19 protein-coding genes are annotated in these 13398 nt (G+C 72.4%); 9 read left to right on the top strand and 10 right to left on the bottom strand.

Translation table 11 applies throughout. The annotated features are described in order from the left end of the window. Positions 1-41: 41 nt before the first annotated feature. Positions 42-944 (bottom strand): sulfurtransferase, encoded by a 903-nt coding sequence (locus tag KBX37_RS00180; RefSeq protein WP_210773582.1) that lies wholly within the window; start codon positions 942-944, stop codon positions 42-44. 114 nt (positions 945-1058) lie between these two features. On the opposite strand from KBX37_RS00180, the gene KBX37_RS00175 reads away from it, so the two are divergent. Together KBX37_RS00175 and KBX37_RS00170 are read left to right on the top strand one after the other, a co-directional pair. Beyond that, a complete protein-coding gene (locus KBX37_RS00175; RefSeq protein ID WP_210773581.1) occupies positions 1059-1586 on the top strand; it encodes an RNA polymerase sigma factor in 528 nt (175 codons plus the stop codon). Continuing rightward, a complete protein-coding gene (locus KBX37_RS00170; RefSeq protein ID WP_210773580.1) occupies positions 1579-2781 on the top strand; it encodes a hypothetical protein in 1203 nt (400 codons plus the stop codon). The genes KBX37_RS00175 and KBX37_RS00170 overlap by 8 nt, the downstream gene beginning before the upstream one ends. Positions 2782-2870: 89 nt before the next feature. On the opposite strand, the gene KBX37_RS00165 is transcribed toward KBX37_RS00170, so the two are convergent. From KBX37_RS00165 to KBX37_RS00150, 4 genes are all read right to left on the bottom strand, one after another. After that, the gene (locus KBX37_RS00165; RefSeq protein WP_210773579.1) at positions 2871-3317 is read right to left on the bottom strand and encodes a hypothetical protein; all 447 of its coding nucleotides are present in this window, start codon (positions 3315-3317) and stop codon (positions 2871-2873) included. A 2-nt stretch (positions 3318-3319) separates the two neighbouring features. Further along, positions 3320-4087 (bottom strand): SGNH/GDSL hydrolase family protein, encoded by a 768-nt coding sequence (locus KBX37_RS00160; RefSeq protein ID WP_210773578.1) that lies wholly within the window; start codon positions 4085-4087, stop codon positions 3320-3322. A 120-nt stretch (positions 4088-4207) separates the two neighbouring features. Beyond that, entirely contained in the window at positions 4208-4669 is a 462-nt protein-coding gene (locus KBX37_RS00155; RefSeq protein WP_210773577.1) for an HIT family protein, read from the bottom strand. 31 nt (positions 4670-4700) lie between these two features. Beyond that, on the bottom strand, positions 4701-5072 hold the full coding sequence (locus KBX37_RS00150) for a hypothetical protein (protein ID WP_307848896.1): 372 nt from the start codon (positions 5070-5072) through the stop codon (positions 4701-4703). Positions 5073-5312: 240 nt separating this feature from the next. On the opposite strand from KBX37_RS00150, the gene KBX37_RS00145 reads away from it, so the two are divergent. Continuing rightward, complete coding sequence (locus tag KBX37_RS00145) at positions 5313-6116, top strand: helix-turn-helix transcriptional regulator (protein ID WP_210773576.1); 804 nt, start codon at positions 5313-5315, stop codon at positions 6114-6116. Further along, positions 6107-6289: a DUF397 domain-containing protein gene (locus KBX37_RS00140; RefSeq protein WP_210773575.1), complete on the top strand. Its 183-nt coding sequence runs from the start codon at positions 6107-6109 to the stop codon at positions 6287-6289. Before KBX37_RS00145 ends, KBX37_RS00140 begins: the two co-directional genes overlap by 10 nt. A gap of 18 nt (positions 6290-6307) precedes the next feature. On the opposite strand, the gene KBX37_RS00135 is transcribed toward KBX37_RS00140, so the two are convergent. Then, positions 6308-6667: a hypothetical protein gene (locus KBX37_RS00135; RefSeq protein WP_210773574.1), complete on the bottom strand. Its 360-nt coding sequence runs from the start codon at positions 6665-6667 to the stop codon at positions 6308-6310. 80 nt (positions 6668-6747) lie between these two features. On the opposite strand from KBX37_RS00135, the gene KBX37_RS00130 reads away from it, so the two are divergent. After that, positions 6748-6987 (top strand): hypothetical protein, encoded by a 240-nt coding sequence (locus KBX37_RS00130; RefSeq protein WP_210773573.1) that lies wholly within the window; start codon positions 6748-6750, stop codon positions 6985-6987. An 85-nt stretch (positions 6988-7072) separates the two neighbouring features. Here KBX37_RS00130 and KBX37_RS00125 read toward each other — a convergent pair whose 3' ends face one another. Together KBX37_RS00125 and KBX37_RS00120 are read right to left on the bottom strand one after the other, a co-directional pair. Next, positions 7073-8242: a hypothetical protein gene (locus KBX37_RS00125; RefSeq protein WP_210773572.1), complete on the bottom strand. Its 1170-nt coding sequence runs from the start codon at positions 8240-8242 to the stop codon at positions 7073-7075. Continuing rightward, positions 8239-8769, bottom strand: coding sequence for a SigE family RNA polymerase sigma factor (locus KBX37_RS00120; protein ID WP_210773571.1), 531 nt, complete (start codon positions 8767-8769; stop codon positions 8239-8241). Before KBX37_RS00120 ends, KBX37_RS00125 begins: the two co-directional genes overlap by 4 nt. A gap of 154 nt (positions 8770-8923) precedes the next feature. Between KBX37_RS00120 and KBX37_RS00115 the strand changes: the two genes are divergently transcribed. The 4 genes from KBX37_RS00115 to KBX37_RS00100 all read left to right on the top strand — a co-directional run bounded on the left by KBX37_RS00115 (position 8924) and on the right by KBX37_RS00100 (position 12394). Beyond that, the gene (locus KBX37_RS00115; protein ID WP_210773570.1) at positions 8924-10693 is read left to right on the top strand and encodes a proline--tRNA ligase; all 1770 of its coding nucleotides are present in this window, start codon (positions 8924-8926) and stop codon (positions 10691-10693) included. A gap of 57 nt (positions 10694-10750) precedes the next feature. After that, on the top strand, positions 10751-11170 hold the full coding sequence (locus KBX37_RS00110) for a CBS domain-containing protein (protein WP_210773569.1): 420 nt from the start codon (positions 10751-10753) through the stop codon (positions 11168-11170). Positions 11171-11315: 145 nt separating this feature from the next. After that, positions 11316-11741 carry a SufE family protein gene (locus KBX37_RS00105; protein ID WP_210773568.1) on the top strand — a complete coding sequence of 142 codons (426 nt, stop codon included), beginning with the start codon at positions 11316-11318 and terminating at the stop codon, positions 11739-11741. A gap of 20 nt (positions 11742-11761) precedes the next feature. Further along, positions 11762-12394, top strand: coding sequence for a DsbA family protein (locus tag KBX37_RS00100; protein WP_210773745.1), 633 nt, complete (start codon positions 11762-11764; stop codon positions 12392-12394). Between the two features lie 83 nt (positions 12395-12477). Here the strand turns inward: KBX37_RS00100 and KBX37_RS00095 are convergent, their stop codons facing one another. Together KBX37_RS00095 and KBX37_RS00090 are read right to left on the bottom strand one after the other, a co-directional pair. Beyond that, positions 12478-13026 (bottom strand): YbaK/EbsC family protein, encoded by a 549-nt coding sequence (locus KBX37_RS00095; protein WP_210773744.1) that lies wholly within the window; start codon positions 13024-13026, stop codon positions 12478-12480. Positions 13027-13177: 151 nt separating this feature from the next. Further along, entirely contained in the window at positions 13178-13372 is a 195-nt protein-coding gene (locus KBX37_RS00090; RefSeq protein ID WP_210773567.1) for a hypothetical protein, read from the bottom strand. Between the last annotated feature and the right edge of the window lie 26 nt (positions 13373-13398).

Here is a 13398-nt window from a genome sequence, read left to right as displayed (position 1 = left end):
TCACCCAGCGGTGACCACGGCCGTCGGTGCCGCGGGACGGATCAGCCGGCGATGCCGCCCGGCTGGTCACCCTTGGCGACGGGTGCCCGGACCAGGTTGCCCCACTCGGTCCACGAACCGTCGTAGTTGCGCACCTGCGGGTAGCCGAGCAGGTGCCGCAGCACGAACCAGGTGTGGCTGGACCGCTCACCGATCCGGCAGTACGCCACCACGTCGTCCGACGGGCTCAGCCCGAGCTGATCGGCGTAGATGGCGCGCAGCTCGTCCGCGGACTTGAAGGTGCCGTCCTCGTTGGCGGCGGACTTCCACGGCTTGCTGACCGCGCCGGGGATGTGCCCGCCGCGCAGCGCGCCCTCCTGCGGGTAGTCCGGCATGTGCAGCATCTCGCCGGTGTACTCGCCGGGCGAGCGGACGTCCACCAGCGGGCGGCCGGCGGCCACGTGCGCCATCACCTGCTCGCGGTACGCCCGGATCGGCGTGTCGTCGCGCTGCGGCACCGGGTACTCGGCGCGGGGACGGGTCACCTTCTCCCGGGTCAGCTCCCGCCCCTCGGCGATCCACTTCTGCCGGCCGCCGTCGAGCAGCCGCACGTCGGGGTGGCCGAAGAGCGAGAAGACCCAGAGCGCGTACGCGGCCCACCAGTTGAAGTTGTCGCCGTAGAAAACCACCGTGTCGCCCCGGCCGATGCCCTTGGCGGCGCACAGCTCGGCGAAGCTCTTCGCGTCGAGGTAGTCCCGGGTCACCTGGTCGTTCAGCTCCGTGTGCCAGTCGACCTTGACGGCGCCCGGGAGGTGACCGGTGTCGTAGAGCAGCACGTCCTCGTCGGACTCCACCACGACGAGCCCCTCGTCGCCCAGGTGCTCGGCCAGCCACTCGGTGGTGACCAGGCGCTGCGGATCGGCGTACGACTGGAGGCGGGGATTCGGATCGCTCGGCACAGGCATGATCCCCAAGGTACGCCGGATCGCGGCACGGCGGCCGGCCATCGGAAATCGGGTGCAGCGGATGTGACCGCCGGCACGTGACAGGGACGAACCCGCCGACCACAGAGGATCGACATGACCGTACGGCCGGACACCGGGCCGCCCCGGGCCGTCACGCCACCCGTGGACTTCACCGACCTCTACGAGGGCCACTTCCACCGGATCGCGGTGCAGTTGCACGCGTACCTGGGGGACCCGGCGGAGGCGCAGGACCTCACCCAGGAGGCGTTCTGCCGACTGCTCGAACGCTGGGACCGGGTCAGCGGGTACGACGACCCGTCCGCCTGGGTTCGCCGGGTCGCCTGGAACCTGGCAACCAGCCGGCTGCGCCGGGTGCGTACCGCCGTCCGGCACCTGGCCCGGCAGCGCGAGGAGTACGCGCCCGGGCCGGAACCCGACCGGGTGGCGCTGACCCGAGCGCTGGCCACCCTGCCCGCTACGCAGCGGCGGGCGATCGTGCTGCACCACCTGGCGCAGCTGAGCGTCCGGGAGATCGCCGAGCAGATCGGTGCGGCGGAGGGCACTGTCCGCTCCTGGCTCTCCCGGGGACGGGCCGCGCTGGCCACCCACCTCACCGAGCGGCAGGAGGCCCACGATGCGTGAGACCGCCCTGGACGAGATGTTCGCCGAGTTCGAGGCGGACGCGCTGACCATCTTCCGGCCCCCGGGCGTCGCGGCGGCCCAACGCCGGGTACGCGCCCGCCGGCGTCGGCGGCGTGGCCTGCTGGCCGGGCTCGTCGCCCTGCTCGTGGGCGCTCCGACGGGCGCACTCGCCGTCGCCGGGCGCGACGACCGGCCGCCCACGCCACCAACGCCCACCCCGGGCCGGCTCACCGAGCGGAAGGTGGTGGTGCCGGGAGCGGCCGGCGCACTGGTCGACCTGCGGTTCGTCGACGCGCGGCACGGTTGGGCTCTCTTCGACACCTGCACCCGGGAGGCGCCGACCGACTGCCGGCGGACGCTCGGGCGGACCACCGACGGCGGGGCGACCTGGCAGGGCGCAGCGCTGCCGGTGGGCGACGGCGGAGCCCAGTTGATGCCGGTGGACGAGCGGACGCTCGCCGTCGCGACGGGCGGCAGATTCCTGGTGACCACGGACGGCGGTAAGACCTTCACCAGCCGTCCGGGCGGGCCACCGTACCGGGACGCCTGGTCGGTTGCGGAGACGCGAAGCGGCTTCCGGCTGGCCTGCCCGGCTGAGCAGGAGGCGCGCGGCGAGGACTGCGACCGGTTCCACCTCGCCCGACTCGGCCGCGTACCGGCCCGGACGCAGCCGCCGCTGGCCCTCGACACGAACACCCGGGTCGATCTGGTCGAGGGCGGCGACGGCCGGCTCTGGTTGGCCAGCCTCAGGGACGGGCAGGCGACTGTCGTGGTCTCCGCCGACGGGGCGGCGACCTGGCGGAAGCTGCCTCCCCTCACCGCCTCGGCGACCCTCACCGTGTCACCCGACGGGGGTGACGCCTGGCTCGTGGACGATCGGCGGGGTGCCGTCTGGCGGTTGGTCGGTGACCAGTGGCAGCCGCGACCGGGGATGCCACATGCCCCCGTCGACGGCGGGTTCGCCGCTGCCGGCGACGGTGCCATCTTCGCCAACAGCCACGGGCGGGTCGGCTTCTGGGTGGACGGCGGCTATGTAGACCAGCCGGCGCTGCGGGACGCCCTCGCCCACAGCGGCAGCAGCGTGGTGCAGGTGGGGAGGCTGACCGACGGCACGCTCGTGCTCCAGGGCGACGGCGTCTGGCGGATCGTCGGCGTCGGCTCGGGCGTCGACCGCACCTGGACCTGGTTCTCCTGACCCGGCCCCGGCTCGGTCGACAACCGTCGACCCGTCGGCACCGACGCCTGGTCCTGGCGCCCGGAGCAGTCCACGCTCCGGCGCGCCGGTCAGGCCCGGCGGTGCACCAGGCGGCCGGCAACCACCGTGGCGAGGCAGGTGCCGTCGTCGGTGAAGACGGCCAGGTCGGCGCGGCCGGCCGGCACCAGCGCCGGCGGGCGTACCCGGTCGAGCACCGCGACGTCGTTGCGGGCGGCGGCGGCCCGCAGCTCCGGCTCGGTGACGTGCGCGGCGAGCACCGCGGCGACGCCGAGCCGGAACAGCGCGTGCACCCGCTCGCGCGGGCTCGGTGCCAGCGGCAGGGGCCCGTCGTGCACCAGCGCCGGCCCGAGGGTGCCGGCCCACCGCCGCACCCGCACCTGCGGGTACGCCTCCGTCAGCTCGTCGAGCGGCGCGACCGCCTCGATCCGGTTGCCGGTGACGAGCACCGCGCGGCCGGCGACCGGCTCGTCGTCCGGCGTCGACCGCAGCAGCGTGGCGGCGTGGATGGTCCGCACCGTCAGTCGCTGACCGGCCCGAGCAGCGGGCGCTTGGCGGTGACGGTGTCGCCCGAGGACCGCCCGGTGAGCCGCCGCTTGATCCACGGGGCCAGGTGCTGGCCGGCCCAGCGCAGGTCGGCGGCGCGAGCGGCCAGCCAGGGCGTGGGAGCCGGCTGCTCCGGGACCAGCAGCCACTCCTCGTCGCAGCCCACCCCGAGCGCCGTCAGCACCTGGGCGGCGACCCGCCGGTGCCCGGCGGCCGACAGGTGCAGCCGGTCGGTGCTCCACAGCATCGGGTTGAGGAAGGTGTCGTCGGCGTACAGGTCGACCATGATCGCGCCGTGCCGCTCGGCGGTCTCGCCGACCGCCCGGTTCATCAGCTCCATCCGGGGAGCGACCAGGCGCTGGCCGGGCAACCGCGCCATCACGTCGGCGAACCGGAACAGGATCACGTCGGCGCCGCCGGAGCGGAGCTGCCGCACCACGTCGTCGAAGCGGGTGACCAGGGTGTCCGGGTCGAAGTTGCGGCGCAGCGCATCGTTGCCGCCGGCCGCGAAGCTGATCAGATCCGGCTTCATCGCCAGCGCGGCGGGCACCTGCTCGGCCACCACACTGGGGAAGAGCCGGCCCCGGATCGCCAGGTTGGCGTACCCGAAGTCCGGCCCGGCCTCGGCAGCCAGTCGGGTCGCCACCAGGTCCGCCCACCCGCGATAGGTGCCGTCCGGGTACGCGTCGTCCATGCCCTCGGTGAAGCTGTCCCCCACCGCGACGAAGCTGCGCCAGCGCACACCGCCTCCCTCACGTCTTCGTTGCCTGCGGCGACCAGTCTGTCACCGGGTCGGCTGCCGGCGCTGCCACCCGTCGGGCGAACGTGGCGGAGGTCATCGATCCGGTTCCACCAGGGGCCGCTAATCGGTCAGGTACCGGATGATGACGGCCCGCAGCTCGTCGTGCTGCTCGCTCAGCGCCGAGCCCGGGTCTCGCCACTTCGACGCCGGGTACAGCCAGACCGGCTTGCCGACGATCTCCGGCGGCTCCCACTCGTACCTCGGCCAGACATGAGCGTGCAGGTAAGGGTCCGTGTTGCCGAGGATCTCCAGGTTCACCCGCCGGAAAGCCGGGTCGGCCTCGGCGCAGGCCCGCTCGACCGCCTCGCCCAGCCGGTCCATGCTCTCCAGGTACGCGAGCCGCTTCGCCCTGGGCAGGTCGGTGAGCCGCTGTACGGCCGGGTCGTCCGCGAGCAGTACGCAGTAGCCCGGGAGCCACTGCACATCTCCGATCACGGCGAACCCGCCGGAGAGCCGGGCCAGGACGGTGGGGTTCTCCCCGCGCAGCGCCGAACCGATCCGGTCGAGCCGCCAATCGATCATCATCGGATCATGCCGCATCGGTCGGCTCAGCTCACCAATCGTCGTCCGGGGCCTCGACCATCGGCCGGCGGTACGGCCCCCACGCGACGAACCGGGCGAACAGTTCCCGTGGAGTGGGCCCGTCGTGCGGGTTCAGCCGGAACAGGTCGTGGGTGGCCTCGTGATAGAGGCCGGAGAGGTAGATGGCCAGGTCGACCGGCTGATCGGCGTACTCGATCTTGAGCAGCAGTCGGGCCTCGGCGCAGGGCCACGGCAGGCCGCAGGCCCGGCACACCCAGAGTGGGCGGATCGGCAGGTGCGGTGGGCGGCCCGGCGGATACGCGCGCGGCCGATCGGCGTGCGGGCCGAGGCGGGGTACGGGGAGCTGGCTGAAGATCACCGGCTGCTCCCGTTCGCCCGGCACCGCACCCAGTGGAACGGTTGGCGCATCTCGACCTCCTCGGAACGTGGGGCGGGGCCGCCCCTGCACGGGGGGTCACGGGCGGCCCCGGAGCGGGCGGACGGCAGGCGACCCGCTACGTGACAGTCTGGTGAGGACGCGACTACCGTCGGAAGGCATCGACGCCGGCCGGGGCGAGGCCCGGTCAGCTCCTCCGGCCACGGGGACGGGCCGTGGAGACGCCGAGGGAATCGTGGAGGAAGTGTGGAAGGCGAGCCGACCGCCGAGCTGATCCGGGCCCAACTCCGCCGGCTGCGGGTGAACGCCGAGCTGAGCCAGGAGGAGTTCGGGAAACTCGTCCACTTCTCGGGCTCCCAGGTGTCCGCCGTCGAGCTGGGCCAGCGCCCGCTCGACCGGTTCTTCCTCAAGCGGGCGGACGAGGTGCTCGGCACGGGTGGGCTGTTGACGTCCCTGCTGAAGCTCGCCGAGCGGGACGGGCAGCCGAGCTGGTTCCGGCCGTGGCTGGAGGCGGAGCGGCAGGCCCAGCAGTTGAGGTGTTACCAGCCCACCTTGATTCCGGGGCTCTTGCAGACGGACAACTACGCGCGAGCCGTCATCCGCACCAATGGCACGCTCAGCGACGAGGAAGTCGACAAGCGGGTGGCCGTGCGGATCGATCGGCAGGCCATCTTCTCGAGGCCGACGCCGCCCGAGTTCGTGGCGGTGATCGAAGAGGCTGTACTTCGCCGGGTGGACGAGGACTTCCGGGGAGTAATGGCGCAGCAGATCACCTGGCTGATCGAACGGGCAGGTCTGCCGAACATCAGCGTGCATCTCATCCCGACCGAAGTCAGCATGCACGTCGGGCTGACCGGGCCGTTCACTCTCGCGCGCGGCGTGGACGGCGGGTGGATCGGGCATCTCGAGAACCATCTGGGTGGCGTTGTCATCGACAGTGATGACGAAATGGCTATCCTGCTGTCGCGGTGGGAGGGCGTTCGGAACGAGGCGCTGTCTCGCCGGCAGTCCATCGAGCTGATGAAGGAAGCGGTGACGTCATGGACCTGACCGGCGCTACCTGGCGTAAGTCCACCCGCAGCGGCCAGGGCGAGTGCATCGAGGTGGCCGACAACCTGCCCGGCGTCATCGGCGTCCGCGACAGCAAGGACCCAGCCGGGCCGGTGCTCACCTTCGCCCCGCAGACCTGGCGCGCCTTCGTCACCTTCGCCAAGCGGCACTGACACTCGGGGCCTGCCCACCTACTGACCGAACGTGAATCGCAGGTTCGCGTTGATCAGCTGGTTGAGTCGCTTACGCATGTGCCCCAGCAGCGCCGGCTCCGGCAGCGGCTCGGCCATGAACAGGGTCCAGCGCAGGTCTGTCCCGCCTCCGCCGTCGGGCAGGAGGTCGAACCGTACCCTCGCGTCCGGCCGCTTCCGCCAGATCGAAGACCACACGACGAGGTGCGGTTGATCTGCGCTCAGCGGCCGCGGTCGATCCTCGTCATCCAGGAGCAGCAACCAGGGGCGAGCCGGATCGCGATCCGGCTCCGTCAGCGCCTCGAAGATCACGTGGGGCGGTGCGGGCTGATTGCGCTTGCGGGAGCCACCTTCGAGCATGCCCAAGGCTAGACAGCCGCCTGCACTGCTAAGCGGCTTCAGACTGCCAAGTTGTACCACGCTTCGTGCATAGTGATCGCATGGTTGCTCTCCGGATTCGTGACGTGCCGGAAGAGGTACGGGACGCTCTTGCCGCCCACGCCAAGGGCCGAGGCCAATCACTCCAGGCGTACCTGCTGGAACTGGTGGAGACACAGGCCCGTCGCCTGCGCAACACCTCGCTCGTCAACCATGTCGGCGGCAGATCGTGCGGATCGCGCTCGCTGCCGGGTGGAAGCGCAGCGGAGTTGGCCGACCAGCGTGAACAGCACGGACCCTGAGGGGATGCGACGCGTCCGTCCTCGCGCTGCCCTGGTCGAGGGCGGGCCGCCCCGGAGGACGGCCCGCCCTGTCGTACCCGATGGGTCAGTCCACGGCGGCGATGATCTGCATCGACGCCAGGCTGCTCGACTCGGCCTTCTCCGCGACCTTCTTCCCGGCCTTGTCGACGAGAATCAGGGTGTACCGGCTGCCGCTGCGCACCCGGGCCACCACCGAGCCGTCCGCCTGGAAGTAGGCCTGCCGCAGTTCGCGGCCGCCCAGCGGCAGGGTCATCACATTGCCGGTCCGGGTGTCGAGCACGGCGTTGGCCGACAGACTGCGAGCCGCGTCGCCATAGGTGCCGTCGCGGTCGATCCGGAACAGCGCGATCCGCCGCCCGTCCGGGGAGATGCTGGCGACGTCGAAGCAGACGTACCGGCTGCCCTTGCTGCCGAGGCCCGGGATGGTGCGCCGCCCGGCGCCGGTCCGGTCGGTGACGACGACGGCGCCGTTCGAGCCGTCGGCGAAGGCCACCGTGCCGTTGGCGGCCCAGACCGGGTGGCAGCCGTCGAAGCCGGCCACCTCGGTGAAGGCGCCCGACGACACGTCCAGCAGGCCGGCTTTGGAGAAGCTGCCGTCCGCCGCGCCCAGCCGCACGGTGAGCTGCCGGGAGTTCGGCGACCAGGTGGGCGACCAGCACATGTTGTCGACCAGGTCGTGGAGCTTGCGCTTGCCGGAGCCGTCCAGGGCGGAGGTCCACAGCGCGCCGCCGTCCTCGACCCAGGCCACCCGGCGGCCGTCCGGCGAGACGGCGGCGTTGAGCTGCGCCGGGTTTACCGGCAGGGCGAGCCGCCGGACGGGGGTGTCACCCGGCTTCCACGAGTAGAGGTGGGCGGTGTCGGCCCCGCCCGGAGTGAACGGGCCGTAGTGGAGCCGGCCGAAGGTGGCGGTGCTGGCGGGCTGGCTGCTGGTCGACGTGGCCGGCGGGGCGATCGACGGGCTGCCGGAGGGCGACGGGGTCGGGGACGCGGTGGGCGACGGGCTGGCGGTGACCGACGGCGTGGTGCCGGGGACCGGGTCGGCGCCCCGGTTCGGCAGGATCGCGAACGCGGTGCCGGTGGCCGCGCCGAACAGCACCACCGCCGCGGCCGAGGTGGCGATCGCGCGCTGGATGCCGATCCGGCGGGACGTCCGCAGGGCGCGGTCCCGCAGGTCGACCGGGGTGACCTCCTCGGCCAGGTCGGCGAGGTCGAGCCGGAGACGCTGGTCGTTCATCGGGCGTTTCCTTCCAGGACGTACAGCTCGGCGAGCTCGGGTGCGACGCTGCGCAACTTGGCCAGCGCCTTGGAGGTCTGGCTCTTGACGGTGCCGACGGTGACGCCGAGCAGTTCGGCGGCCTCGGCCTCGGTGCGGTCCTCGAAGAAGCGCAGCACCAGCACGGCCCGCTGCTTCGGGGAGAGCTTGGCCAGGGCGGCCCGCAGGGTCAGCCGCAGGGTGGTCTGGTGGGCGTGGTCGGGGCCCGAGTCGCCTCCGCGTGGTTCGGGCAGCTCGCCCGTCATCGACTCGGACACCCGGCGGCGTCGCCACCAGGAGACCTGCAGGTGATACATGATCTTGCGGGTGTACGCCTCGGCGTTGCCGCTGTCGTGCAGCCGGCCCCACGACCGGTGGGTACGGGCCAGTGCCGACTGGACGAGATCCTCGGCGAGGTGCTGGTCACCGGTCAGCAGGTAAGCCGAGCGCAGCAGCGCCGGCGTCCGGGTACGGACGAACGAGTCGAACTCACTCAGGAGAGGGTCCACACGAGCCGATCCTTGGGGTAGTCGTTGATGCCTCTCCAGACGCCACCCCGGGATCGCCGGGTTGCCGTGCGGCGGCCGATGTGCGCGACAAGTTTCGGCACCGACCCGCGTAATCGCGTCGCCGGCCCCGCCGCGCCGGTCGTACGCTGCGCGGATGCTGCTACGTACGTCGACCCTGCTGCTGCGGACCCTGCGCGAGGATCCGGCGGACGCGGAGGTGCCGAGCCACCGGCTCCTGCTGCGCGCCGGTTACATCCGTCGCGCCGCGCCGGGCGGCTACACCTGGCTGCCGCTGGGCAAGCTCGTGCTGGACCGGGTCACCGAGATCGTCCGGTCGGAGATGACCGCCATCGGCGACCAGGAGGTGCACTTCCCGGCGCTACTGCCGGCCGAGCCCTACCGGACCAGCGGCCGGTGGACGGAGTACGGCGACGACATCTTCACCCTGGCCGACAGCAAGGGCGCCGAGCACCTGCTCGCCCCGACGCACGAGGAGATGGCCACGCTGCTGGTGAAGGACCTCTTCACCTCGTACCGGGACTTCCCGGTGACGCTGTTCCAGATCCAGACGAAGTTCCGCGACGAGGCCCGACCCCGGGCCGGCCTGCTACGCGGGCGCGAGTTCCTGATGAAGGACGCCTACTCGTTCGACCTCGACGAGGCCGGCCTTCAGGAGTCGTACGAGCGGCACCGGGCGGCGTACCGGCGGGTCTTCGACCGGCTGGGGCTCGACTACACGGTGGTGCACGCGACGTCCGGGGCGATGGGCGGCTCGGCGTCGGAGGAGTTCCTGGCCGCGACGCCGGTCGGCGAGGACACCTTCGTCGGCTGCACGGAATGCGACTACGCGGCGAACACCGAGGCGGTGACCACCCCCGCCCCGGCCGCGACCGACCCGGACGCGCAGCGTGCCACCGAGGTGCACGACACCCCGGAGACACCCACCATCGCCTCGCTGGTCGAGCTGGCGAACAGCCGCCGGCTGGCCGACCGGGACGACTGGACCGCCGCCGACACCCTGAAGAACGTCGTGCTGAGCGTGCGCCGGCCGGGCGCGGAGTCGTCCGACCTGCTGGTCATCGGGCTGCCCGGCGATCGGGAGGTGGACCTGAAGCGGGTCGAGGCGGCCCTCGCCCCGGCCACCGTGGCCGTCTTCGACGACTGGGCCGCCCACCCCGAGCTGGTCCGCGGCTACATCGGACCGCAGATCATGGCGAAGCTCGGCATCCGCTACCTGGTCGACCCGCGGGTGGTCACCGGCACCGCCTGGCTGACCGGCGCCAACGAGCCGGGCCGGCACGCGACCGACGTGGTCGCCGGCCGCGACTTCACCCCGGACGGCACCATCGAGGCGGCCGAGGTGCGCCCCGGCGACCCCTGCCCGGCCTGCGGCACCGGTGAGCTGACCATGCGTCGGGGCATCGAGATCGGGCACATCTTCCAGCTCGGCCGCCGCTACACCGACGCCTTCGCGCTCGATGTGCTGGGCTCGGCCGGCAAGCCGGTCCGGCCGACCATGGGCTGCTACGGCATCGGGGTCTCCCGGGCGGTCGCCGCCATCGCCGAACAGCACCACGACGAGCGGGGACTGGTCTGGCCGGCGGCGATCGCGCCGGTCGACGTACACCTGATCGCCGCCGGCAAGGGGCCGCAGCTCGACGCGGCGCTCGACCTCGGCGGGCGGCTCTCCGCCGCCGGCCTGCGGGTGCTGGTCGACGACCGGGTGAACGTCTCCGCCGGGGTGAAGTTCACCGACGCGGAGCTGATCGGCATCCCGCGCGCCGTCGTGGTCGGCCGCCGGCTCGCCGACGGGTACGTCGAGCTGCGCGACCGGGCCGGCGGCGAGCGGGTGGAGCTGCCGGTGGACGGGCTGGTCGAACGGCTGGTCGACGAGGTGGGCCGAACCCTCGGCAACCGGGTGTAGCGGGCGCGCCACCGGGTACCGCTGCGGGATCGACCAAGGGTGTTTTCGGAGGCTCTCATGTACCGGGTCAGTGACGTGATGACGAAGCAGGTGGTCTACCTGTCGGCGGAGACCACCCTGGACGAGGCGGCCAGGGTGATGAAGGAGGCGGACATCGGCGACGTGGTGGTCACCGACGGCGCCACCCTCGCCGGCGTGCTGACCGACCGCGACATCGTGGTGCGGGCGGTGGCCGAGCGCAGCGACCCGTCGGCCACCACCATCGGCTCGATCACCACCCGGGAGGTGGTGATGATCGAGCAGCACTCCACCGCCTCGGAGGCGGCGTCGCTGATGCGCGAGCGCAACATCCGGCGGGTGCTGGTCTGCGACAACGAGCGCAAGCTGGTGGGCATCGTCTCCCTGGGCGACCTGGCCATGCAGCTCGACCCGACCTCCGCGCTGGCCGACATCAGCGAGGCAGCGCCGAACGCCTGACCCGTGATCGACCCGGTGCCCCTCGCTCTCGTGGGCGTGGCGGTGCCGGGTCGATGGCGGCCGGGCCGCGACCTTCGTCACCGGAAGCCCGGCCGCCGATCGCCGACCGCCGGGCGTCCCGGGCGGTCGGCGGTAGCCTGGCGGGATGCCCGAGATGCCGACGAAGCTGGCCGAGATCGTCGAGGAGTTCGCCGCCGCACCCCGCGACGTGGTGCTGGAGATGCTGCTCGAATACGCCGACGTCATCCCGCCCCTGCCGCCGGGCGTGGACCGGGAGGGCATGGAGCAGGTGCCCGAGTGCCAGACCTCGTTCTTCCTCCGCGCCGAGGTCAGCCCGGACCGGACGGTGAGCACGATCTTCGACTGCCCGCCGGAGGCGCCGACCACCCGCGCCTTCGCCGGCATCCTCGCCGAGGGCCTGGACGGGGCGAGCGCGGAGCAGGTGCTGGCCGTGCCGGACGACCTCTACCAGCGGATGGGGTTGGCCCAGGCGATCAGCCCGCTGCGGGTGCGCGGCGGCACCGCCATCCTGGCCCGGCTCAAGCGCCAGGTCCGGGAACAAGCGGGCTGAGCTGGGTGTTCACCCCCGTTATGGAGATCGAGATCTACGCCGACGTGGTCTGCCCCTGGTGCTGGATCGGCAAGCGCCGGCTGGAGCAGGCGTTGGCGTCGTACGGCGGTGACGTGACGGTCCGCTACCGCCCCTTCCAGCTCGATCCCACACCTGTGACGGAGCCGAAGCCGCTGGTCGAGGCGATGGCCGCGAAGTTCGGTGGCCGGGAGCGGGCGGAGGCAATGTTCGCCCAGGTCACCGAGGTCGCGGCCGGGGTGGGGCTGGACCTGCGCTTCGACCGCGCGGTGCAGGCCAACACCTTCGAGGCGCACCGGCTGATCCGGTACGCCACCGAGCGCGGCCTGGCCGAGGAGATGGTCGAGGCCCTCTACGCGGCGCACTTCACCGACGGGGTGGATCTCGGCTCGCGGGACGCGTTGGTCGAGCTGGCCGGCAAGGTCGGCCTGGACGAGACCGAGGTCCGCGACCACCTCGACTCCCCGGTCGGGCGCCGCGAGGTGGCCGCCGACCTGACCGCCGCCCAGCAGCTCGGGGTGAGCAGCGTGCCCACCTTCGTGCTGGCCGGCAAGTACGCGGTCACCGGCGCGCAGGAGCCGGAGACGCTGCTGGCGGCCCTGTCCGAGGTGGAGCGCCGCGAGTCGGGCGCCTGACCGGGCATCGACCCCCGTGATGTTTCACGTGCAACCACATCGACCGGCGTGACGAGCTGGGCCGGCTGAGCCGACCCGATGAGCTAGGCCGGGCGGGCCAGTCCTTCGACCACCCGGGCGCCGGGCAGTGCGCCGAGCGCCGGGCCGGGCAGTGCGATCTTGCTGTGCCGCACCCCGGATCCGATGATCACGTGCGGGGTCGCGATCACCCGGGAGTCGACCAGGATCGGCCAGCTCTCCGGCAGGCCGATCGGGGTGATCCCGCCGTACTCCATGCCGGTCAGCTCGACCGCGTCGGCCATCGGGGCGAAGCTCGCCTTGCGCACGTCGAGCGCCCGCCGGACCACCCCGTTGACGTCCGCGCGGGTGGTGGCGAGCACGACGCAGGCGGCGTAGCGGATCTCCCCCTCCCGCTTGCCGGCGACCACGACGCAGTTCGCCGACACGTCCAGCCCCACCTCGTACGCCGCGCAGAAGGCGGCGGTGTCGGCGAGCGTCGCGTCGATCGGGGCGACCAGCACGTCGTCGACGTCCACCGGAGCCTCGACCGGCCACTGCGCCAACGCGGCGGCGACCGGCGACGCCAGCAGGTCGGTTCGGGTGCGGGCAGGTTCGGTCTTCAACGTCCCCATCACGGTTGCGATCTTCGCACCCCCCGCACTGATCCGCCCGTCGGCCGGCGGGGTTGACCGACCCCGCTTGCGGCGTGTCGCGGTGTCCCACGCTGCCGAAGCCGCGACACGCCGCAAACGGGGTCGATCACGCCGGCCCGGAACGGCGGGCTCAGCTGCCGCTGAGGAAGGCGTTCTCGCGCATGAAGGCGCGGTCGTCGGCGGAGGCCGTCTGGGCGACCCGGTGCACCTGCGGCCGGCGGGCCTCCAGGTCCTCCATGCCGTGCCGGACGGCGAGCCGGATCACGCCGTAGAGGAAGACGAACCCGAAGACGTAGAGGATGACGGTGGCGATGAGGGTGAACATGGCGCCACCGTAAGGCGAACGTGAAC

This window comes from Micromonospora sp. U56, from assembly GCF_018070095.1.
In the GTDB taxonomy this organism is placed as follows: Bacteria; Actinomycetota; Actinomycetes; order Mycobacteriales; family Micromonosporaceae; genus Micromonospora; species Micromonospora purpureochromogenes.
The sequence above is the reverse complement of the archived record's forward strand: the minus strand, read 5'-3'. Positions and strand labels throughout refer to the sequence as shown.

What these genes read in the sequence shown, in the direction of transcription:
- KBX37_RS00180 (WP_210773582.1), bottom strand. Translation starts at nt 944, where the DNA reads ATGCCTGTGCCGAGCGATCCGAATCCCCGCCTCCAGTCGTACGCCGAT.
- KBX37_RS00175 (WP_210773581.1), top strand. Translation starts at nt 1,059, where the DNA reads ATGACCGTACGGCCGGACACCGGGCCGCCCCGGGCCGTCACGCCACCC.
- KBX37_RS00170 (WP_210773580.1), top strand. Translation starts at nt 1,579, where the DNA reads ATGCGTGAGACCGCCCTGGACGAGATGTTCGCCGAGTTCGAGGCGGAC.
- KBX37_RS00155 (WP_210773577.1), bottom strand. Translation starts at nt 4,669, where the DNA reads ATGATCGATTGGCGGCTCGACCGGATCGGTTCGGCGCTGCGCGGGGAG.
- KBX37_RS00140 (WP_210773575.1), top strand. Translation starts at nt 6,107, where the DNA reads ATGGACCTGACCGGCGCTACCTGGCGTAAGTCCACCCGCAGCGGCCAG.
- KBX37_RS00135 (WP_210773574.1), bottom strand. Translation starts at nt 6,667, where the DNA reads ATGCTCGAAGGTGGCTCCCGCAAGCGCAATCAGCCCGCACCGCCCCAC.
- KBX37_RS00130 (WP_210773573.1), top strand. Translation starts at nt 6,748, where the DNA reads ATGGTTGCTCTCCGGATTCGTGACGTGCCGGAAGAGGTACGGGACGCT.
- KBX37_RS00125 (WP_210773572.1), bottom strand. Translation starts at nt 8,242, where the DNA reads ATGAACGACCAGCGTCTCCGGCTCGACCTCGCCGACCTGGCCGAGGAG.
- KBX37_RS00115 (WP_210773570.1), top strand. Translation starts at nt 8,924, where the DNA reads ATGCTGCTACGTACGTCGACCCTGCTGCTGCGGACCCTGCGCGAGGAT.
- KBX37_RS00110 (WP_210773569.1), top strand. Translation starts at nt 10,751, where the DNA reads ATGTACCGGGTCAGTGACGTGATGACGAAGCAGGTGGTCTACCTGTCG.
- KBX37_RS00105 (WP_210773568.1), top strand. Translation starts at nt 11,316, where the DNA reads ATGCCCGAGATGCCGACGAAGCTGGCCGAGATCGTCGAGGAGTTCGCC.
- KBX37_RS00100 (WP_210773745.1), top strand. Translation starts at nt 11,762, where the DNA reads ATGGAGATCGAGATCTACGCCGACGTGGTCTGCCCCTGGTGCTGGATC.
- KBX37_RS00095 (WP_210773744.1), bottom strand. Translation starts at nt 13,026, where the DNA reads ATGGGGACGTTGAAGACCGAACCTGCCCGCACCCGAACCGACCTGCTG.
- KBX37_RS00090 (WP_210773567.1), bottom strand. Translation starts at nt 13,372, where the DNA reads ATGTTCACCCTCATCGCCACCGTCATCCTCTACGTCTTCGGGTTCGTC.